The sequence below is a fragment of the Nonomuraea jiangxiensis genome, assembly GCF_900099965.1.
Classification (GTDB): Bacteria; Actinomycetota; Actinomycetes; order Streptosporangiales; family Streptosporangiaceae; genus Nonomuraea; species Nonomuraea jiangxiensis.
Window position 1 is genome coordinate 1 of record NZ_FNDJ01000009.1, and the last position, 18900, is coordinate 18900.

Sequence of the window (18900 nt, forward strand, 5' to 3'; positions counted from 1 at the left end):
GCTGGGAGCCGGGGAGCTGGGAGCCGGGGAGCTGGGAGCCGGGGAGCTGGGAGCCGGGGAGCTGGGAGCCGGGGGTGGCGGCGGGGGTTGTGGCGGGGCTTGTGGCGGGGCTTGTGGCGGGGGTGTGGCCGAGCAGGCGCATCAGGGCGTCATTCGCGGCCGGCCGCGACGCCGGGTCCTTGGCCAGGCACTCCGCCACCAGCGCGCGCAGGGCCGGATCCTGGATGACGGTGACGTCCGGCTCGGTGTGCAAGATCCGGTTGATCACCGCCGGCACGCTGTCGGCCCCGAACGGCGGCTGCCCCGACGCCGCGAACAACAGCGTGCAGGCCCACGCGAACATGTCCGACTTCGGCCCCGGACTCGACTCCGTGAGCTGCTCGGGCGCCATGTACGACGGCGTCCCGATCACGGCCCCGGTGAGCGTGGAGGAGAGGTCGAGCGCCCTGGCGATGCCGAAGTCGATCACGCGGGGACCGTCGGAGGCCAGCACCACGTTCGACGGCTTGAAGTCGCGGTGCACGATGCCCGCCTGGTGGATGGCGACCAGCGCGGTGATCGTGCCGATGGCCAGCCGGTGCAGGGAGGTGCCCGAGTGCGGCCCGCGCGTCCGTACGACGTCCGTGAGGGTGGGACCGTCGATGTACTCGCTCACGATGTACGGCCGGCCGCCGTACAGTCCGGTCTCGAACACCTGGGCCGTGCAGAAGGGCGCCACCCGCCGGGCCATCGCCACCTCGCGCACGAACCGCTCCGACGCCTCGGCGTCCCCGGCCAGGTCGGCGCGTAACAGCTTGAGCGCCACCCTGGTCCCGTCCCGCGCCGTGGCCAGGTAGACGATGCCCTGCCCGCCCTCGCCCAGGCGCCCCGCCACGGCGTAGTCCCCCACGGAAACGGGATCCTCTGGCCGTGAAGCCGCGAGGTCCGGCATGGTGCAACCCCCATATATGGCGTCTTTTCACGCCATTCTGGTTCGTCCCACGACCCCGCGCGACCGATCTACGGCCCTGCGTGCCCCCCTTACGGGTTCCGGTGGGAGGGCCCCGGGCCGCGCGCGGGTATGGCGGACACCATCTCGGCGATCGCCTCCGGGGCCTTGAGGTGGACCTGGCGCCGGGACACCGGCAGGCGGACGAGCCGGGCGCCGAGCATGGTGGCCAGCCGCTGCCGGCAGGGGTCCCGCGCGCCGGTGCTGACCACGATGACCGGCACCCCGGGGAGCGGCTTCTCCCCCCGGAGAAGGCGCAGGTCGGCGGCCATGTCGCGGCGGGCCAGCCACTCCCCCGCCACCGCGAGCGGCACCTTGCCCAGGCTGTAGGCGCCGGAAGGGTCGGGCTCGCCGGTGAGCAGCCGGTGCGCGGCGGGTCCCGCGAGGCGGGCCAGGGCGGTCGCGCCCCACGTACCGCCCAGGGCGGGCAACCACTGCCCGGCGCTCCCGCCCAGCGCCAGCCGCCGGCGCCGGACGGCGCAGGCCGGGTCCACCAGGACGAGCCCGGCCACGCAGAGCGGGTGCAGCCGGGCGAAGGCCTCCGCGTGCCAGCAGGCCACGCCGTGGGCGAGCACGGTCACCCGCTCCGGGTGGGCAGGCGACAGCCCGGCCAGCCGGGCGACCTCGGCGTACAGGGTGGGCGGGGCGGGCGAGCGCGGGCTGAGCCCGAGCCCTGGCCGATCGAAGCGGATGACGCGGCGGCGGCCTCCGGCCAGGTGCCCGGCCACCCGGTCCCAGTGGAACCAGGCGCCCCCGGGCCCGGCCGTGATGAGCACCGCGGGCCCCGCACCCTGCTCGACCACGTGCGGCCGCCCGTACCCGTCGGCACCGCCTGCCACACTGTTCCACGTACCCGCCCCTGTCGTCCCGTTCACCGTGATGGCCGGCTCGTCCCACGCCGCCTGGTGGTGGTCGTGGTCGTCGTCGTCGGAGATGAGCAGGTGGACCGCCACGTACACCAGCCAGACCGCGATCAGCGTGAGCTGGGCCCGATGCGCGATGCCCACCCCGTGCCGGTCGGCGTGCGCGGCCACGGTGAGCAGCGTGGCGGCCAGGCTCAGCCAGGTGAACAGCCAGGACACCCACGACCGCCAGCGCAGGCTGAGCACCACCATGGCGGCCAGCACCGCGACCGTGCCGAGCGGCCCGGCCAGCGTGTGCATCCGGTGCGCGAACGACGTCCCGGCCCGCCCGCAGGCCGGGTCGCTCAGTGCGGCGCAGTCCAGCGGGAACAGCCCGGCCGCGAAGGTGAGCAGCCCGAACGCGGCCAGCGCCAGCCAGCCCGGCCACTCGCGCGCCACCCTCGGCACCAGCGCCACGCCGAACACGCACGACAGCCCCGACAACACCTCGCTCACCCGGAACAGCCGCGTCCACGGCTGGTTCCTGGCGGCCAGTTCGCTGACGTAGCCGTCGGTACGGTCGACCGCCGGCGTGGTGAACTGGCCGGTGATCCACGCGCTGCTCAGGACCGCCGCCACAATGAACGCGGAAGCCGCGAGCACCAACAACCTTCGCTCCACGTGACAATTAGATCACTATGGGTAACGAAGTCCGAAATCAGAGCCCGGGAGCACCCCAAACCGGGAACCAGCGGCTGAGATCCTCCTCCAGCGGCAGCTCACCCGCCAGCGCCGCCCTGGCCTGCAGTTCGAGGGCGTTGTCCCGCCGCTGCCCGGCCGCCGGCGCGAACGGGTAGAACGTGCCCCGCTTGTACAGATAGACCACCGCGAGCCGCCCGCCGCCCTCGGGCGCGGTGAACGACACCAGGGAGCACAGCAGCGAGGGCCCGAACCCGGCCGACTCCAGCGAGGAGTTCACCGCGTGCAGCTCCGTCACGAGGTCGCTCAGCGCGTCCGGCGGGCGGCTCACCAGCAGCCAGGTGTAGCCGTAGTCGTCATGGGACTCCTCGACGCGGCCCCCGAGCAGCGCTTTGACGTCGCGTTCGAGGGTGGCGAACGCGCCGCCCTCCGCGGCCCGGAACGCCACCGAGCCGAGACCGGTGGGAACGAGACCGGTCGCGGCCTGCAACGTCACGGCCGCGGACGGCAGTGCGAACAGCGCGTCAAGGTTGGGCTTGACCGGCTTTGAGCGCCCCAGGAGCGCGTCGAGCCAGCCCATGCCGGGTCACCCCCTGCCGAGCTGCTTGGAGATGGTCGCCAGCTGCTCCAGCCGCCGTTCGAGCGGCGGGTGCGTGGCGAGCAGGCTCGCCAGCGACGCGCCCTTGGCCAGCGCGGGCGCGAAGTAGAAGGCGTTGAACGGCTCCGCCTCGCGCAGGTCGCGGGTCGGGATCCTGGCCATGTCGCCGGTCACCTTGACCAGCGCGCTGGCCAGAGCCGACGGGCGTTGCGTGAGCAGCGCGCCCGCGCGGTCGGCGGCCAGCTCGCGATAGCGCGACAGGGCGCGGGTGAGCAGGAAGCTGACGGCGTACACGAGGGCCGAGACCAGCACGATGATCAACCCGATGGGAATCCCGCCCTGGCCGCCGTTACGGCGCCCGCCCAGCCCCGCGAAGAGCGCGAACCTGGTCATGAGCCCGGCCACGATGCCCAGGAAGGAGGCGATCGTCATGACGGCGACGTCGCGGTGCGCGACGTGCGAGAGCTCGTGGGCGATCACGCCCTCGAGCTCCTGGGGCTCCAGCCTGCGGAGAATGCCGGTCGTCACGCAGACGACCGCTCGCTTCTGGTTGCGGCCGGTGGCGAACGCGTTGGGGACGTCGGAATCCGCGATCGCCACCCGCGGCTTGGGCATGTCGGCGAGCGCGCACAGCCGGTCGATCAGGCCATGCAGCTCCGGGGCCTCCTGCGGCGAGACCTCCCGCCCGTGCATCGCGAACAGCGCGATGCGGTCGGACAGGAAGAACTGGACGAGCAGCAGGCCTCCGGCCAGCACCAGCACGGTCAGCACCTGTACGCCCACGGCGACCAGGATGCCGACGAACACCACGTAGAGCAGCCCGAGCAGGAACATCGTCACGACCATGCGGCTGGTCAGGCCGCGATCGGACGCGAACCGCGTACGCACGGGACTCAGCCCGGGATGAGACCTTGGTCGCCCAGCATCTCCCGGACCTCCTCGATCGAGGCGTCCGCGGGGGGAAGGATCAGCTCTGACGGCTCAAGGCTGTCGTCGGGAAGCGCCTTGCCCACGTGGCGCACCTTGTCGAGCAACGCGTGCAGCTTGACGCGGAACGCCTGCTCGTCGCTCGCGTCGATGGCCGCTTCGAGCTCGCTGTCCAGCTCGTTGAGGATCGAGATGTCGTCGGTGGAGATCTCCACCTGCCCCTCGCCCATGATCCTGACAATCATGCGCCCTCCCCAGGCTGACGGAACTGCTGGGTCTGGCCGCCCTGGCCCTGCTGCTGCGGCTGGGCCTGCTGCTGCGGCTGACCCTGCTCGATGGCACTCTTCGGCGCCGGGCCCTGACCCAGCTCGGCCTTCATCCGGGCGAGCTCCAGCTCGACGTCCATGCCGCCGCCCATGCGGTCGAGCTCGGCCTGGATGTCGTCACCGCGGGTGCCGCTGTAGTCGTCGAGCGCGCCACTGGCCAGCAGCTCGTCGATCGCGCCCGCGCGGGCCTGCATCTGCGCCGTCTTGTCCTCGGCGCGCTGGATCGCCAGACCGACGTCGCCCATCTCCTCGGAGATGCCGGAGAACGCCTCGTTGATGCGAGTCTGCGCCTCAGCGGCGGTGTAGGTCGCCTTGATCGTCTCCTTCTTCGTCCTGAAGGAGTCGACCTTGGCCTGCAACCGCTGGGAAGCCGTGGTCAGCTTCTCCTCCTCGGCCTGCAGGTTGTCATGCTGCACCTTCAGGTCGGCCATCTGCGTCTGCAGATTGGACCGGCGCTGCAGCGCCTCGCGAGCCAGGTCCTCGCGGCCGACGGACAACGCCTTGCGGCCCTGCTCCTCAAGCCGCTGGGCCTGCTTCTCCAGACCCGTGACCTGCAACTCAACCCTCTTACGCGAGGTGGCGACGTCCGCCACGCCCCGGCGCACCTTCTGCAGCAGCTCCAGTTGCCGCTGGTAGGAGTAGTCGAGGGTCTCGCGTGGATCCTCCATCTTGTCCAAGGCCTTGTTGGCCTTGGACTTGAAGATCATGGAAAGTCTCTTCATCACGCTCATGCGCGTCGGCCGTCCCCTTCTAAGGTCGTGCTGGTGTTCTCCCAATGCAGCGCAACCGCCTTGGGATTACCCTACGCATAACGCACGAGGGCGTCACTAAGTTGCACTCCAGGTAGGGTTGACGTCGTGTTGCGACGCCGTTCCCAAACCACTGTGGACGACACCCCCGTCCCCGCTGACGATCCTAAGCCCCAGGGTAAAGGTCGTCCCACACCCAAGCGCCGGGATGCCGAAGGCAGCCGGCGCCAGCCGGTCTCGGCCCCCAAAGACCGCAAAGAGGCCTACCGGCAGATGCGCGCCAAGCAGGCCGCTCAGCGCGACAGGGCCCGCCAGGGCATGCTGGCAGGTGACGAGCGCTATCTTCCCGCCCGGGACAAGGGTCCGGCGCGCAAGCTGGCGCGTGACTGGGTCGACGCCCGGCGCCTGCCGAGCCAGTATTTCCTGCCGTTCTCGCTACTTATCCTGCTGGCGACCTGGGTGCCATGGCCCATCGAGATCCGGGCCGCGGTGCTCAACATCGTGATCGCGGTGGGCTGGCCGATCATGATGATCGGGGTGCTCCTCACCTCTGTCTACGTCGCATGGCGGATCAAGCGGCTGGTCGCGGAGAAGCTGCCGAACGAGAGCACCAGGGGCGTGGGCTTCTACGCGGCGATGCGGGCTTTGCAGATCCGCAAGCTGCGATTCCCGCCGCCTCAGGTGCTGCCGGGCGGCAAGCCGGTGCCCGCCAAGAAGTGACAGAAATTTCCGAAATTTCGGTCACATCTTTCCGGCGGACGTCATGACATCCTCCAGCGCAGCACGCCGCGCTTGACCGTGGGCCGCCAGTCGCCGATCGCCGTGCCCTGCTCCAGGGCGTCGGCGACGGCCCGCATGAGCCTGTAGTAGGACGGATGGCGCGGCGCCATGCCGCCGATCCCGTCGTGCCAGCCCACCTCGCCGGTCACCGAGTCCACCACCCCGTAGGGCGTCGCTTCCGAGTCGCCTCTGAGGTCGAGGTACGGGATCATCCTTCCGTTCCAGTGTTCGATGCTGGGGTCCGTGCCGAAGTCCGTACGTTCCCAGGAGCACATCCAGCGCCAGGCGTCCCTGATCTCGCGGGTGCCGAGGTTGATCGCGCCGTCGAACCCGAAGCCGAACCCGAACGCCCACGCCCCGTGCGAGCCGTTGTGCCGCAGGAGCGAGGCCCGCAGGTCGTCGGGGAAGTCCACGCCCATCTGGGACTCGGCGACGGCGATCGTCCGCGCCTTGCCGGGAGCGCCGAGCGTCCGATAGGTGCGCGGCGCGTTCTCCCTCAACCAGCGCTCGATCCGCCGCCACTGCCGGTCCACCGCCCGCTTGACCTCCGGGTCGATCGGCCGCACGGTGACGGGCCGGGGCGAAGGCGAGCAGTAGGGATCCGGACTCTCCGTTTCAGCCCCCGCCACCCCCGGCGTCCCCATGGCCAAAGCGCCCGGCGTTTCCGTGGGCAGGGCGCCCGGCGTTTCCGTGGGCAGGACGCCCGGCGTTTCCGTGGGCAGGGCGCCTGGTGTCCCCGTGGCCGAAGCACCCGGCGTCCCCGTGGGCAGGACGCCTGGCGTCCCGGTGGGCGCCGGGAGGCTCGCCTGTGGCCGTTCGGCCTCCGACCGCAGCAGTTCGGCGGTCATGGCGTCCTGCTCGGCCTGGTAGGCCCGCCACCGCGCCTCCGCCTCCTCCTGCGCCCGCGTGGGAACCAGCGCGGCCACCAGGGTGACGGCCACGATCACCGCGATCCCGCCCCACACCAGCCCCATCCGCGCGCCCGAAGAGCGTGCCCGCCCCTGCGCCGGGATCGCGGGTACCCCGGCCCGCGGCATGCGGGCCCGTCGGCGCAGCCGTATCCCGATCGCGGTCAGAACGGCCGCCGTCAGCGCCAGGCGTACGAGCTTCAGCACGCCGCGCACCCTATCCCGAAACAGATCATCACATGTCTGGGCATAAGGTCTGATCCATGGAATTCCGACACCTTGGTCGCAGCGGTCTCAAGATCAGCGAGATCAGCTATGGCAACTGGCTCACGCACGGCTCCCAGGTAGAGGAGGACGCCGCCAAGCAGTGTGTGCAGGCGGCCCTCGACGAGGGCATCACCACGTTCGACACCGCGGACGTCTACGCGGGGACGAAGGCAGAGGAGGTGCTCGGCCGGGCGTTGAAGGGCGTGCGCAGGGAGTCGCTGGAGATCTTCACCAAGGTCTACTGGCCGACCGGCCCTGGCCAGAACGACCGCGGGCTGTCGCGCAAGCACATCACCGAGTCGATCCACGCCTCGCTGCGCCGCTTGCAGACCGATTATGTCGACCTCTACCAGGCGCACCGTTTCGACTTCGACACCCCGTTGGAAGAGACCCTCAAGACGTTCGACGACCTCGTACGCCAGGGGAAGGTCCTCTACATCGGCGTCAGCGAGTGGACCGCCGAGCAGATCGCCCAGGCGTTGAAGATCGCTGATGAGATGGGCTTGGACCGGATCGTCTCCAGCCAGCCTCAGTACTCGATGTTGTGGCGGGTCATCGAGGCCGAGGTCGTGCCGCTGAGCGAGAAGGAGGGCATCGGCCAGATCGTCTGGTCGCCGATCGCCCAGGGCGTGCTCACCGGCAAGTACGTGCCCGGCCAGCAGCCGCCGGAAGGCTCGCGGGCGACGGACGCCAACGGCGGCGCCAACATGATCTCCCGGTTCATGAACGACGACGTCCTCACCCGCGTCCAGGAGCTCAAGCCGATCGCCGCCGACCTGGGCCTGACCATGGCGCAGCTGGCCATCGCCTGGGTCCTGCAGAACCCGAACGTCTCCAGCGCCATCGTCGGCGCCAGCCGTCCGGAGCAGGTCCGCGACAACGTCAAGGCGGCGGGCGTCAAGCTCGACGACGAGGTACTGCGCCGGATCGACGAGGCACTCGGCGACATCGTGGAGCGCGACCCCGCCAAGACCGTGAGCCCGCGTAACCGCTGACAACACCGCGACACCAACAAAAACCCCTTGAGCCGCATCAGCGCTCAAGGGGTTCTCACTTTCCCGGGCGCCTACTCCGGACGCAATGCCAATCCCGTGTATTCCACGCGGTCCTCATCGAGCAAGGCGACCTGTTCGACTCCCGATTCGAGCAGGTCACGCCAGTTTTCGCCGAGCCAGGACTCGGCGTCCGCCTGGCTCGGAAAGACCTCTCGCGGCAAGGGGCGATCGGTTACCTCACCACCGTTTGCAGTCTCATAACGCCACCGCCATGTCATGCCATACGCTCCTTCTCCGCGGGTTCGCCGGCGCACCCTCCGCAGGCACTGGAACCCTACTCCCGAAGCTTGGAGGTCGATCGCCGCTGCGCGCGTATCGTGTCGCGGCTGCGCCCGCCTTCACGGCAACCCGGCCATCGAGCGGGAAGGACCCCCGCCGGTCAGACGCCCCAGGGCCTTTGTACGCTCTGCGCGGTGAAGGTCCTTCTCTCCGGTACGGGCGGCGCGGCGGGCTGGCCGGAACCCGGCTGCGGATGCGCTTCGTGCGCCGGTCTGGCGCCCGGCCATCGCCGCCCGTTCGAGCTGGTCGTGGACGGCGTGATCCGCTTCCCCGCCGCGGAACTGCCGGCGGGCTACCGGGCCTGCGCGGGCGGCCTCGGCCTGATCTGCCCCGACGGCGCGACCCTGCTCCACCTCCCGGCGGGGCGGGCGGTGCCCACCGACGGCCCCGCTCGCTATGACGTGGTGCTGATCGACCTCCTCGACCACCCGGAACGGCTCGGTGCCCTGCGCCGGACGGGTCTGGCCGACGACGCGACCCAGGTGGTGGCCATCGGCCTGGACCACCGCGTGCGCTCCGAGTCGGAACTCGCCCGGCGCCTGCACTCCTGGGGCGCAATCACCGTCCCCGACGGCACGGAACTGTCCACGAACACGGACCTGCCCACGCGCACGGACCTGCCCACGAACACGGAACCACCCCCGAGCGTGAAGCCACCCGGAGGCACGGAACCACCCCTGGACGCGAAACCACGCCGAGACACGAAACCACCCGCGGACGCGGAATCACCCCGAGGCACGGCGCCACCCCCAGACACGGCGCCACCCCCCTGGGACGCGGCACCACCCCCAGACGCGGCACCACCCCCAGACGCGGCGCACCCCGCCGACGCGGCGCCACCCTGGGACGCGGCACCACCCCCGGACACGGCACACCCCGCCGACGCGGCACCATCCTCGGACGCGGCACCATCCTCGGGCGCGGCACCATCCTCGGGCGCGGCACCATCCTCGGGCGCGGGCGCGGGCGCGAGTGCGGCGGCGGGGGTGGTCAGCGTGTGGGGCGGTCGGCAGCCGCGGCGGGCGTTGCTGCTGGGTGGGTCCCGGTCCGGGAAGTCGGCCGAGGCCGAGGCCCGGCTGGCCGCCGAGCCGTACGTCACCTATGTCGCCACCGGCCCGGACGGCGCGGGCGACGGTGAGTGGGCGGCACGGGTGCGGGCGCATCGACGGCGGCGACCCGCGCACTGGGCGACGGCCGAGACCACCGACCTCGTGGGCGCGATCGGGCACGCCACCACGCCGCTGCTGATCGACGGGCTCGGCACCTGGCTGGCGGCGGTGTTCGACGAGCACGGGGCCTGGGAGGGCGACAGGGCGCCGGTGGAGGCCCGCTGCGACGAGCTCGTGACGGCGTGGCGTCAGGCGCGGCAGCCCGTCGTGGCGGTGTCCGACGAGGTGGGCATGGGCGTGGTGCCCGCCACGGCCAGCGGGCGGGCCTTCCGGGACGCCCTCGGCCGCCTCAACGAACGCCTCGCCGCCGAGTCCGAGTACGTGGCCCTGGTGGTCGCGGGCCGCGTGCTCGAACTCTGACCCCGGCCACGACGGCCAGCGCGACCACCAAGGCGACCGACAGCGCCCAAAACGCAACGGGCAGCGCGACCGGCAGGGGAACAGGCAGCCCGACAGGCAGTGCGCCAGGCAGGGTGATAGGCAGAGGGACGGACAAGCTGCGTGACGGTGATGCGCCGGGCCGCCCGGGCGGCCCGAGCAGTGTGACGCGGCCCGAGCAGTGTGACCGTGTGACGCGGCCCTGAGACGCGGCCCGAGCCGTGAGGCGCGGCCCTGAGACGCGGCCCGAATCGTGAGGCGCGGCCCTGAGACGCGGCCCGAACCGTGAGGCGCGGCCCGGGCAGTGTGACGCGGCCCTGAGACGCGGCCCGAGCCGTGAGGCGCGGCCCGACGCGTGAAGCCCGGCGGGGCCCTGAGGCCACGCAGGGCCGTGAGGCCGGGGGCGGGTCAGGGGGTTATGGGCGGAGGGCGCGGGCGTACCAGCGGCCGTCGAGGCGGTCCACGTGGAGGGGGCGGCCGAAGCAGTCGGAGAGGTTGGCCGGCGTGAGAACGTCGGCCACCGGCCCGGCGGCCAGCACCCGGGCGTCGCCCATCAGCATCGCGTGCGTGGTCGTCGCCGGAACCTCCTCCAGGTGGTGGCTCACCATCACGGTGGTGAGCACGGGCCGGGTCGCGGCCAGGTCCTCCAGGGCGGCGATCAGGTCCTCCCGCGCGGGCAGGTCGAGCCCCGCGAACGGCTCGTCGAGCAGCAGCACGGCCGGGTCCGCCATGAGCGCCCTGGCCACCCTGATCCGGGCCCGCTCCCCCTGCGAGCACACCCGGAACGGCCGCTCGGCCAGATCCTTGCACCCCAGGTCGGCCAGCAGCCGGTGGGCCCGGTCGCGCTCGGCGGTGCCGTACTTGTCCCAGAGCGGAACGCTCGTCCCCGTGTGCCCGGTCAGCACGACGGTGTGCGCGGTCGCGCCCTCCTCCTCCATCAGCTCCTCGTCGATCAGCCGCTGGCTGGCGGCGACCAGGCCGATGTGGCGGCGCAACTCTCGCACGTCCACCCGGCCGAGCTGGTGGCCGAGCACGCGCACTGTGCCCTCGCTGGGGTGACGAACGGCGCCCGCCAGTGACAGCAGCGTCGTCTTGCCGGCGCCGTTGGGGCCGAGGATCACCCAGTGGTCGCCGTAGTCCACTCGCCAATCGACTCCGTCGAGCAGCGACTTGCCGACGACTCGGACTCCAACGCCTTCCAGTTCAACCACGTGCATTCCGCCACCCTAGTGGGACCTAGGATCGCGCGTTATGCGACTGATGCACGGGATGCGGTTCGCCGCCGGCACGCTCAGCGTCTTCCCTGTGCGAGTCGAGCGGGTGGACCGGGAGGTCGCGGGGCAGGCGATGGTGCTGGCCCCGGCCGTCGGACTGGTGCTGGGCGGGGTCGCCGGGCTGCCCGCGTTACTGCCCGGGCCGCCGCTGCTGGGGGCGGCGCTGGCGCTCGGACTGCTGGCCGTGCTGACCCGGGGCCTGCACCTGGACGGGCTCGCCGACCTCGCGGACGGGCTCGGCAGCGGCAAGCCCGCCGATCAGGCGCTCGACATCATGAAAAAGTCGGACATCGGGCCGTTCGGCGTGATGGCGCTGGTGTTCACGCTGCTCATCCAGGCGACCGCGCTGGCGGAGGCGGGGTACGCGGCCCTGGTGACCGCCTGCGTGGCCGGGCGGCTGGCCCTGACGTGGGCCTGCCGCGCGGGCGTCCCCGCCGCCCGGCCGGGCGGGCTGGGTGCGATGGTCGCGGGCACGGTACGCCCCTCCGCCCCCTGGCTCGCCACCCCGGCCGCCCTGCTCATCGCGGCCGGGCTCGGCACCCTGGACTCCGGGACCACGGGCGCCGTCGTGCTCCCGCTCGGCCTGCTCGCCGGGCTGGGCGCCGCCCTGCTGCTGCTCCGGCACGCCGGGCGGCGCCTCGGCGGGATCACGGGCGACGTCCTGGGCGCCCTCGTGGAAACCGCCATGGCCGCCGCCCTGGTGGTGTGCGCGCTGCTCGGCTGAGCCCCGCCCGGGCGGGGTGGGGTCCCCCAATCCGGCGAGGGTTAGACCTCGGCCGACCGGTCCCGCCTGCCGTGACCGGGTCAGCCGACCGGTTGCGGGCGGCGTACCGGGATGAGGCGGAGCAGGGCCGCGCCGGTCAGGGCCAGCAGCGCCCAGCCCGTCAGGCCCGTCAGTCCGGCGAGGACCTCGTTGGGCGGCGCGGCGGCGTCGCCGAGCAGCAGGACCTGCGGGACGATGGCGTTCAGCGAGCCGTGCGCCACCACCGCGGGCCAGATGCTGCCCGTACGCAGCCGCAACCAGCCGAGCAGCACCCCCGCCAGCACGCAGAAGCCGATGAAGCAGAGCGCCGCCCAGGAGCCGAGGAGCGGGTAGTTGTAACCGAGCAGGGTGAGCGGGGCATGCCACAGACCCCACACGGCCCCGGAGAACACGAGCCCGGCGAGCACGCCGTTGGAGGACACGAGCCGGGGCACCAGCCAGCCGCGCCAGCCCCACTCCTCGCTGAACGCCAGCACCGCGTTCACCACGGGACCTACAAGCGTCGCCACCACGAGTTGCAGGACGGCCACCGAGCCGAGGTCGGCGGGGGCGGACACGCCCCCCTCCTCGATCGCCTCCCGGAACAGGCTGAGCCGCCCGAGGTCCAGCGACACCAGCCCGAGGGCGGCGCTGATGCCCATGGCGAGCAGCGCCAGCAGCGGGACGCCGAGCCAGGCGGCCAGCACCAGCCCGCCGGTGCGCCGCCGGCGCTCGCCGAGCGTCAGGCCGGTCCGCCGGGCCCACTCGCGGGCGGGCGTGCGCGAGACCGCCCACACGCCGAGCACGCCCAGCGTGGGCGTGAGCATCATCAGTGACGCCGACAGCGCCAGCAGCGGCGAGTCCAGCCCGCCGTCGAGCCACACGGGCAACATGATCGCCCAGCTCAGCCCGAAGGCCAGGGCGATGAAAACGAGCAGGGGTCTCTTCACTGTTCCACTCGCTCCGCGATGAGGGCGTTGATGAGGGATGCGCCGCGGGCGGCGTCGTCGATGCTGATCGCGAGCTGACCCCCCGAACGGTAGCGGATGATCAGGCACTCGCCGCCGCGCAACATGATGGTGGCGCTGCCGGACATCCCGCGGAAGCCCCAGCCGCCGACCTGGCTAGGGAAGCGCTCCTCCGGGTACGCCGAGAGGATCTGGGACAGCCGGATCCGGCGCACGGGCCAGCCGAACGGCCCGAACCCGATCGCCAGCCCGTCCTCGCTCACCCGGGCCGTGAGCGAGGCGGTCGCCAGCGCGACGACCAGCGTGATGGCGAGCGCGGGCAGCGCGGTGCCCGCGGCGGCGCCGGGCATGGCGCCGACGAGGCCCAGCACGACCACCACGGACAGCGTGGCGACCCCGGCCACGGACACCGCGACCAGCCACGGGTTCCCGATGCGGCTGACCCACACCGTGCGCTCGCCCGGCCTCAGACGCAGGCTCGGCGGCTGCTCGCCCGCCGCGGGCGCCTGGTCCGGCCCGCCCCGGCCCAGAAAGCCGGCCAGCGCACCGGCCGCCGCGGCGACGAGAACGAGCGCCGCGACGTGCGATCCCGGCAGCTCGGCCCGCGTCCAGTCGGGCACGTCAAGGTTGGCCAGCAGCATCGTGCCGGCCATCCCGAGCGCCATCACGCTCCAGAAGGCCACGGCGGCGCACCAGTAGATCCGGCCGAGCCTGCGGACCAGCACCCGGCCGCGCAGCGCCATGGCCAGGGCGATCAACCAGGGCACCACCCACACCAGCACCTGCGCGGTGAGGGCCGCGGTCAACGGCGACGAGCCGTCCGCCCCGCCGGGCCCCCAGTGCGTGGCCATCGGATCGGGCAGCCGGTCGCGCAGCAGGGGCGGGATGAGGATCAGTGCGACGGTGACCAGCAGACCCCAGACGAGAGCGACAGCGACTCGGGGATTCATGACAACTCCTCCAGGATGGTGATGAGGTCGTCACGGTCGTAACCGTGCCTCCTCGCCTCCTCCAACAGGTCGCGCAGCCGCTGCACGAGCAGCGCGCGACCGTCCACGCGACCCGCCACGCTGACCCCGCGCCCCCGCCTGAACTCCAGCAACCCCTCGTCCCGCAGGTCGCGCAGCGCGCGCAGCACGGTGTTGGAGTTGATGCCGAGCGCCAGGGCCAGGTCGCGGGCGGGCGGCAGACGGTCTCCCGGGCGGTAGGAGCCCTCGCCGATGGCCCGGCGGATGGCCCCGGCGACCTGCTCGTGCAGGGGTCGGGGGTCGTTGAGATCCAGCGTCAGTAGCATGGTGCTAATGACATTAGCACCAATTCGCTGTGTTTCATGACCATTGATTGGTGGGATGAACCCCTGTTTGTGAGTACGTAGAAACCGTGGATAGCATCGGTTTACGTGACCACTGTGCGGCTGAACTCAGCAGATCCCGTCTCGATCGACACCGACGCACTGATCGTCGGCTTCAGGTCCGGCCCGGACGGCCCCCGTCCCGCCACGGGCGCCGACTCCCTCGACTCGGCCTTCAGCGGCAGGCTCGGCGACGTCCTCGACGCTGTCTCCTTCACCGGCAAGGCCGGCGAGCTGGCCAAGCTCCCCACGTTCGGGGCCGTCGCCGCCCCGCTGCTGGTCGCGGTCGGCCTGGGCGAGTCCCCCGACACAGAGGTCCTGCGCCGGGCCGCGGGCACGGCCGTACGCTCCCTCGCCGGCACCTCGCGCGCCGCGCTCGTCCTGCCCGCGGACACCCCCGAGGAGGCCGAGGCCGTGGCGCTGGGCGGGCTGCTCGGCGCGTATGACTTCTCCCGCTACCGCACCAACGGCGAGCAGAAGCCCCCGGTCGCGGAGCTCACGGTGGTCTCCGGGCAGTCCGAGGAGGCCGCCCGGCGCGCCGACGTGCTGGCCGACTCCGTGGCCCTGGTCCGCGACCTGGTCAACACGCCCCCCTCCGACCTGTGGCCGGCCAAGTTCGCCGAGATCGCGGAGCAGGAGGCCGACAAGGCCGGGGTGAGCGTCGAGGTGCTCGACGACCAGCAGCTCAAGGAGGGCGGCTACGGCGGCCTCATCGGCGTCGGCCAGGGCTCGGTCAACGGGCCGCGGCTGGTCCGCCTCTCCTACAGCCACCCCGACGCGACCAGCACGCTGGCGTTCGTGGGCAAGGGCATCACGTTCGACTCGGGCGGCCTGTCGCTCAAGCCGGCGGCGTCCATGGACGTGATGAAGTCCGACATGGGCGGCGCGGGCACGGTGCTCGGCGCGCTCGTCGGCATCGCCAGGCTCGGCCTGCCGGTCAACGTGATCGGCTACCTCTGCCTGGCGGAAAACCTGCCCAGCGGCACCGCGCAGCGCCCGTCCGACGTGCTCCACAGCTACAGCGGCAAGACGGTCGAGGTGCTCAACACCGACGCCGAGGGCCGCCTGGTGCTCATGGACGGCATCACCCGCGCGGCCGAGGACGAGCCGGACCTCATCGTCGACGTCGCCACGCTCACCGGCGCCCAGATCGTCGCGCTCGGCTGGCGCACGGCGGCCGTCATGGCCAACGACGACGACGTCAGGGAGATGGTCGTCGAGACGGCCAACGCGGCCGGCGAGGGCGCCTGGGGCATGCCGCTGCCCGAGGAGCTGCGCAAGGGCCTCGACTCGGCCGTCGCCGACATCGCCAACGTCAGCCCCGAGCGGTGGGGCGGCATGCTGACGGCGGGCGTCTTCCTGAAGGAGTTCGTGCCCGACGGGGTTCGCTGGGCGCACATCGACATGGCCGGCCCCGCCTACAACACGGGCGAGGCGCACGGCTACACGCCCAAGGGCGGCACGGGCGTCATCACCCGCACCCTCATCGCGCTCGCCGAGCGGCACGCGAGCCGCTGAAGGGAGCGGCACGTGGGCGTTCACACCCGGCGGCACGCGGGCATCTGCACCGAGCGGCACGCGAGCCCTGGAAACAAATGAAAAGATGACGGCATCACGAACACCCCGACAAGGAGCCTTCCTGTGGCCTATGACATCGTCGTCCTAGGTGGCGGCAGCGGCGGCTACGCCTGCGCGCTTCGGGCGGCCGAGCTGGGCAAGTCGGTCGCCCTGATCGAAAAGGACAAGATCGGCGGCACCTGCCTGCACCGGGGATGCATCCCCACGAAGGCTCTGCTGCACTCCGCCGAGGTCGCCGACGAGACCCGTGAGAGCGAGTCCTTCGGCGTCAAGGCGCGTTTCGAGGGCATCGACGTCCAGGGCGTGCACACGTTCAAGGACAAGATCGTCACGCGCGCCTGGAAGGGCGTGCAGGGCCTGCTGAAGGCCGCGGGCGTGACGATCGTCGAGGGCGAGGGCCGGCTGGTCGGCACGGACAGGATCCAGGTGGGGTCCGAGGTCTACGAGGGCCGCAACCTCGTCCTGGCCACCGGTTCTGCGCCGAAGACGCTGCCCGGCCTGGAGATCGACGGCGTGCGCGTCATCACCAGCGAGCACACGCTCACCATGGACCACGTGCCCAGCTCGGTGATCGTGCTCGGCGGCGGTGTGATCGGCGTCGAGCTGGCCAGCGTCTACCGCTCGTTCGGGGCCGAGGTCACGATCGTCGAGGCCCTGCCGCACCTGCTGCCGACCGAGGAGGAGTCCAGCTCCAAGCTGCTGGAGCGGGCCTTCCGCCGCCGTGGCATCAAATACGAGCTCGGCGTCTTCTTCGACAGCGCCAAGACCACCGAGACCGGCGTGGTCGTCACCCTCGCCAGCGGCAAGACCCTCGACGCCGAGCTGCTGCTCGTCGCGGTCGGCCGGGGCGCGGTGTCGGCGGGCATGGGCTTCGAGGAGCAGGGCATCAACATCGAGCGCGGCGCGGTCGTGGTCGACGAGCACTGCCGGACGTCCGTGCCCGGCATCTACGCCATCGGCGACCTGATCCCGACGCTCCAGCTCGCGCATGCCGGGTTCGCCGAGGGGATCATGGTGGCCGAGCACATCGCCGGCCTCAACCCGCCGCCCATCGACTACGCGGGCGTGCCCCGGATCACCTATTCCGACCCCGAGGTGGCCTCGGTCGGGATCACGTCGGCGCAGGCCGCCGAGCGCGGCATCGAGATCGTCGAGCAGGTCTACGACCTCGCGGGAAACCCCAAGAGCCAGATCCTCGGCACCGCGGGCGCCGTGAAGGTCCTCGCCCGGAAGGACGGCCCGGTCGTCGGTGTCCACATGGTGGGCCGGCGCATCGGCGAGCTCGTCACGGAGGGGCAGCTGATCTACAACTGGGAGGCGCTGCCCGCAGAGGTCGCCCAGCTCATCCATGCACACCCGACCCAGTCCGAGGCCGTCGGTGAGGCGATGCTGGCCCTGGCCGGCAAGCCGTTGCACGTACACAACTAGTCCAAGCCCTCGAGATCAGAACGCGAGAGAAGATAACGATGCCGGTCTCCGTACAGATGCCCCAGCTCGGCGAGAGCGTGACCGAGGGCACGGTAACCCGTTGGCTGAAGAAGGAAGGCGAGCGCGTCGAGGCCGACGAGCCGCTCCTCGAGGTGTCGACCGACAAGGTCGACACGGAGATCCCGTCGCCGTCCGCGGGTGTTCTCACCAAGATCCTCGTGGCTGAGGACGAGACGGTGGAGGTCGGGGCCGAGCTCGCCCTCATCGACGAGGCGGGCCAGCCCGGCGCGCCCGCCGCGGCTCCCGAGGCCGCGCCCGCCCAGGCCGCGCAGCCGGAGCCGGAGCCCGAGCCCGCCCCGGCGCCGCCGGCCTCCTCCATCCCGCAGCCGGCTCCCGCGGCTCCCGCGGCTCCCGCTCCGGCTCCGGCCCCCGCTCCGGCTCCCGCGCCCGCGCCGCAGGCCGCTCCCCAGGCGCAGCCGGCGCCGGCCGCCGAGCCCACGGCGCTGCCCGCGACGGGCGAGAGCCCGTACGTGACGCCGCTGGTGCGCAAGCTCGCCAACGAGCACGGCGTCAACCTCGACACGGTCACCGGCACCGGCGTGGGTGGCCGGATCCGCAAGCAGGACGTGCTCGAGGCGGCCAAGGCGCAGCGCGAGCGGGCCGCCGCGGCCCAGGCCGCGCCGGCTCCGGCCGCCGCCCAGCCCGCGCAGCCCGCTCCCGCCGCCGCCGCTCCCGCCGCCGCGCAGGCCCCGGTCGCCGCGGCGCCCGAGCCGGTGGAGGTCGACACGACGCTGCGCGGCCGTACGGAGAAGATGTCGCGGCTGCGCCAGACGATGTCGAAGCGGCTGGTGGAGTCGCTGCAGACGGCGGCCCAGCTCACCACGGTGGTCGAGGTCGACGTCACCAGGATCGCCCGGCTGCGCGACCAGGCCAAGGCCGACTTCCTGCGGCGCGAGGGCGTCAAGCTGTCGTTCATGCCGTTCTTCGAGATGGCCGCGATCGAGGCGCTCAAGCAGCACCCGAAGCTCAACGCGACGATCAACAACGAGACCATGGAGGTCACCTACTTCGACGTCGAGCACCTGGGCATCGCGGTCGACACCGAGCGCGGCCTGATCGCGGCGGTCATCAAGAACGCCGGCGACCTCAACCTGGCCGGGCTCGCCCGCAAGACGGCCGACCTGGCCGAGCGCACGCGCGCCAACAAGGTGACGCCCGACGAGATCACCGGCGGCACGTTCACGCTGACGAACACGGGCAGCCGCGGCGCCCTGTTCGACACGCCGATCCTCAACCAGCCGCAGGTCGGCATGCTCGGCACGGGCGCCGTCGTCAAGCGGCCGGTGGTGATCGACACGGCTGAGGGCGAGGTCATCGCGGTGCGGTCGATGGTCTACCTGGCGCTGACCTACGACCACCGCCTGGTGGACGGGGCGGACGCGGCCCGGTTCCTGACGACGGTGAAGCGCCGTCTGGAGGAGGGCCGCTTCGAGGCGCAGCTCGGCCTCGTGTAGTCATCCCACAGCCGGGCGGTCCGTACGGGCCGCCCGGCTTTTTCGTGCCCGCCCCGCGACACCCGCGCAGGTGCCGCGCC

Annotated in this window: 19 protein-coding genes; 7 read left to right on the forward strand and 12 right to left on the reverse strand. The window is 72.0% G+C overall.

The window, feature by feature from the left end:
- From BLS95_RS20155 to BLS95_RS20180, 6 genes are all read right to left on the reverse strand, one after another.
- Positions 1-889: serine/threonine-protein kinase (locus tag BLS95_RS20155; protein WP_176993290.1), on the reverse strand; the 889-nt coding region annotated here is incomplete at its 3' end.
- 131 nt (positions 890-1020) lie between these two features.
- Positions 1021-2511 carry an alpha/beta fold hydrolase gene (locus tag BLS95_RS20160; protein ID WP_090933480.1) on the reverse strand — a complete coding sequence of 497 codons (1491 nt, stop codon included), beginning with the start codon at positions 2509-2511 and terminating at the stop codon, positions 1021-1023.
- Between the two features lie 37 nt (positions 2512-2548).
- On the reverse strand, positions 2549-3109 hold the full coding sequence (pspAB, locus tag BLS95_RS20165) for a PspA-associated protein PspAB (RefSeq protein WP_090933483.1): 561 nt from the start codon (positions 3107-3109) through the stop codon (positions 2549-2551).
- A gap of 6 nt (positions 3110-3115) precedes the next feature.
- Positions 3116-4015, reverse strand: coding sequence for a zinc metalloprotease HtpX (htpX, locus tag BLS95_RS20170; RefSeq protein WP_090933486.1), 900 nt, complete (start codon positions 4013-4015; stop codon positions 3116-3118).
- Positions 4016-4020: 5 nt separating this feature from the next.
- The gene (gene pspAA, locus BLS95_RS20175; RefSeq protein WP_090933487.1) at positions 4021-4299 is read right to left on the reverse strand and encodes a PspA-associated protein PspAA; all 279 of its coding nucleotides are present in this window, start codon (positions 4297-4299) and stop codon (positions 4021-4023) included.
- The gene (locus BLS95_RS20180; RefSeq protein ID WP_245765198.1) at positions 4296-5087 is read right to left on the reverse strand and encodes a PspA/IM30 family protein; all 792 of its coding nucleotides are present in this window, start codon (positions 5085-5087) and stop codon (positions 4296-4298) included. The genes pspAA and BLS95_RS20180 overlap by 4 nt, the downstream gene beginning before the upstream one ends.
- A gap of 177 nt (positions 5088-5264) precedes the next feature.
- On the opposite strand from BLS95_RS20180, the gene BLS95_RS20185 reads away from it, so the two are divergent.
- Positions 5265-5849 carry a DUF3043 domain-containing protein gene (locus BLS95_RS20185; protein ID WP_245765170.1) on the forward strand — a complete coding sequence of 195 codons (585 nt, stop codon included), beginning with the start codon at positions 5265-5267 and terminating at the stop codon, positions 5847-5849.
- Between the two features lie 41 nt (positions 5850-5890).
- Here BLS95_RS20185 and BLS95_RS20190 read toward each other — a convergent pair whose 3' ends face one another.
- Complete coding sequence (locus BLS95_RS20190; RefSeq protein WP_143043808.1) at positions 5891-7024, reverse strand: hypothetical protein; 1134 nt, start codon at positions 7022-7024, stop codon at positions 5891-5893.
- 56 nt (positions 7025-7080) lie between these two features.
- On the opposite strand from BLS95_RS20190, the gene BLS95_RS20195 reads away from it, so the two are divergent.
- Positions 7081-8079 (forward strand): aldo/keto reductase family protein, encoded by a 999-nt coding sequence (locus tag BLS95_RS20195; RefSeq protein WP_090933495.1) that lies wholly within the window; start codon positions 7081-7083, stop codon positions 8077-8079.
- A gap of 71 nt (positions 8080-8150) precedes the next feature.
- On the opposite strand, the gene BLS95_RS20200 is transcribed toward BLS95_RS20195, so the two are convergent.
- Positions 8151-8357, reverse strand: a complete 207-nt coding sequence (locus BLS95_RS20200; protein ID WP_090933497.1) for a hypothetical protein — start codon at positions 8355-8357, stop codon at positions 8151-8153.
- Positions 8358-8552: 195 nt separating this feature from the next.
- Between BLS95_RS20200 and BLS95_RS56890 the strand changes: the two genes are divergently transcribed.
- Complete coding sequence (locus tag BLS95_RS56890) at positions 8553-9947, forward strand: bifunctional adenosylcobinamide kinase/adenosylcobinamide-phosphate guanylyltransferase (protein ID WP_245765171.1); 1395 nt, start codon at positions 8553-8555, stop codon at positions 9945-9947.
- A gap of 434 nt (positions 9948-10381) precedes the next feature.
- Here BLS95_RS56890 and BLS95_RS20215 read toward each other — a convergent pair whose 3' ends face one another.
- The gene (locus tag BLS95_RS20215) at positions 10382-11182 is read right to left on the reverse strand and encodes an ABC transporter ATP-binding protein (RefSeq protein ID WP_090933501.1); all 801 of its coding nucleotides are present in this window, start codon (positions 11180-11182) and stop codon (positions 10382-10384) included.
- Positions 11183-11216: 34 nt separating this feature from the next.
- Here BLS95_RS20215 and BLS95_RS20220 point away from each other — a divergent pair, with 34 nt between their 5' ends.
- Entirely contained in the window at positions 11217-11963 is a 747-nt protein-coding gene (locus BLS95_RS20220) for an adenosylcobinamide-GDP ribazoletransferase (protein WP_245765172.1), read from the forward strand.
- A gap of 80 nt (positions 11964-12043) precedes the next feature.
- Here BLS95_RS20220 and BLS95_RS20225 read toward each other — a convergent pair whose 3' ends face one another.
- The 3 genes from BLS95_RS20225 to BLS95_RS20235 are packed head-to-tail and all read right to left on the reverse strand — an operon-like array spanning position 12044 to position 14243.
- A complete protein-coding gene (locus BLS95_RS20225; RefSeq protein ID WP_090933503.1) occupies positions 12044-12931 on the reverse strand; it encodes a CPBP family intramembrane glutamic endopeptidase in 888 nt (295 codons plus the stop codon).
- Positions 12928-13899 carry a hypothetical protein gene (locus BLS95_RS20230; RefSeq protein WP_090933505.1) on the reverse strand — a complete coding sequence of 324 codons (972 nt, stop codon included), beginning with the start codon at positions 13897-13899 and terminating at the stop codon, positions 12928-12930. The genes BLS95_RS20225 and BLS95_RS20230 overlap by 4 nt, the downstream gene beginning before the upstream one ends.
- On the reverse strand, positions 13896-14243 hold the full coding sequence (locus BLS95_RS20235; protein ID WP_176993291.1) for a GntR family transcriptional regulator: 348 nt from the start codon (positions 14241-14243) through the stop codon (positions 13896-13898). Before BLS95_RS20235 ends, BLS95_RS20230 begins: the two co-directional genes overlap by 4 nt.
- Before the next feature lie 105 nt (positions 14244-14348).
- On the opposite strand from BLS95_RS20235, the gene BLS95_RS20240 reads away from it, so the two are divergent.
- From BLS95_RS20240 to sucB, 3 genes are all read left to right on the forward strand, one after another.
- A complete protein-coding gene (locus tag BLS95_RS20240; RefSeq protein WP_090933507.1) occupies positions 14349-15818 on the forward strand; it encodes a leucyl aminopeptidase in 1470 nt (489 codons plus the stop codon).
- A 123-nt stretch (positions 15819-15941) separates the two neighbouring features.
- A complete protein-coding gene (lpdA, locus tag BLS95_RS20245) occupies positions 15942-17306 on the forward strand; it encodes a dihydrolipoyl dehydrogenase (RefSeq protein ID WP_090933509.1) in 1365 nt (454 codons plus the stop codon).
- Positions 17307-17344: 38 nt separating this feature from the next.
- On the forward strand, positions 17345-18820 hold the full coding sequence (gene sucB, locus BLS95_RS20250) for a 2-oxoglutarate dehydrogenase, E2 component, dihydrolipoamide succinyltransferase (protein ID WP_090933511.1): 1476 nt from the start codon (positions 17345-17347) through the stop codon (positions 18818-18820).
- Positions 18821-18900: the final 80 nt, after the last annotated feature.

What these genes read in the sequence shown, in the direction of transcription:
- pspAB (WP_090933483.1), bottom strand. Translation starts at nt 3,109, where the DNA reads ATGGGCTGGCTCGACGCGCTCCTGGGGCGCTCAAAGCCGGTCAAGCCC.
- BLS95_RS20235 (WP_176993291.1), bottom strand. Translation starts at nt 14,243, where the DNA reads ATGCTACTGACGCTGGATCTCAACGACCCCCGACCCCTGCACGAGCAG.
- BLS95_RS20230 (WP_090933505.1), bottom strand. Translation starts at nt 13,899, where the DNA reads ATGAATCCCCGAGTCGCTGTCGCTCTCGTCTGGGGTCTGCTGGTCACC.
- BLS95_RS20180 (WP_245765198.1), bottom strand. Translation starts at nt 5,087, where the DNA reads ATGATCTTCAAGTCCAAGGCCAACAAGGCCTTGGACAAGATGGAGGAT.
- BLS95_RS20220 (WP_245765172.1), top strand. Translation starts at nt 11,217, where the DNA reads ATGCGACTGATGCACGGGATGCGGTTCGCCGCCGGCACGCTCAGCGTC.
- BLS95_RS20195 (WP_090933495.1), top strand. Translation starts at nt 7,081, where the DNA reads ATGGAATTCCGACACCTTGGTCGCAGCGGTCTCAAGATCAGCGAGATC.
- sucB (WP_090933511.1), top strand. Translation starts at nt 17,345, where the DNA reads ATGCCGGTCTCCGTACAGATGCCCCAGCTCGGCGAGAGCGTGACCGAG.
- BLS95_RS20200 (WP_090933497.1), bottom strand. Translation starts at nt 8,357, where the DNA reads ATGACATGGCGGTGGCGTTATGAGACTGCAAACGGTGGTGAGGTAACC.
- pspAA (WP_090933487.1), bottom strand. Translation starts at nt 4,299, where the DNA reads ATGATTGTCAGGATCATGGGCGAGGGGCAGGTGGAGATCTCCACCGAC.
- BLS95_RS20215 (WP_090933501.1), bottom strand. Translation starts at nt 11,182, where the DNA reads ATGCACGTGGTTGAACTGGAAGGCGTTGGAGTCCGAGTCGTCGGCAAG.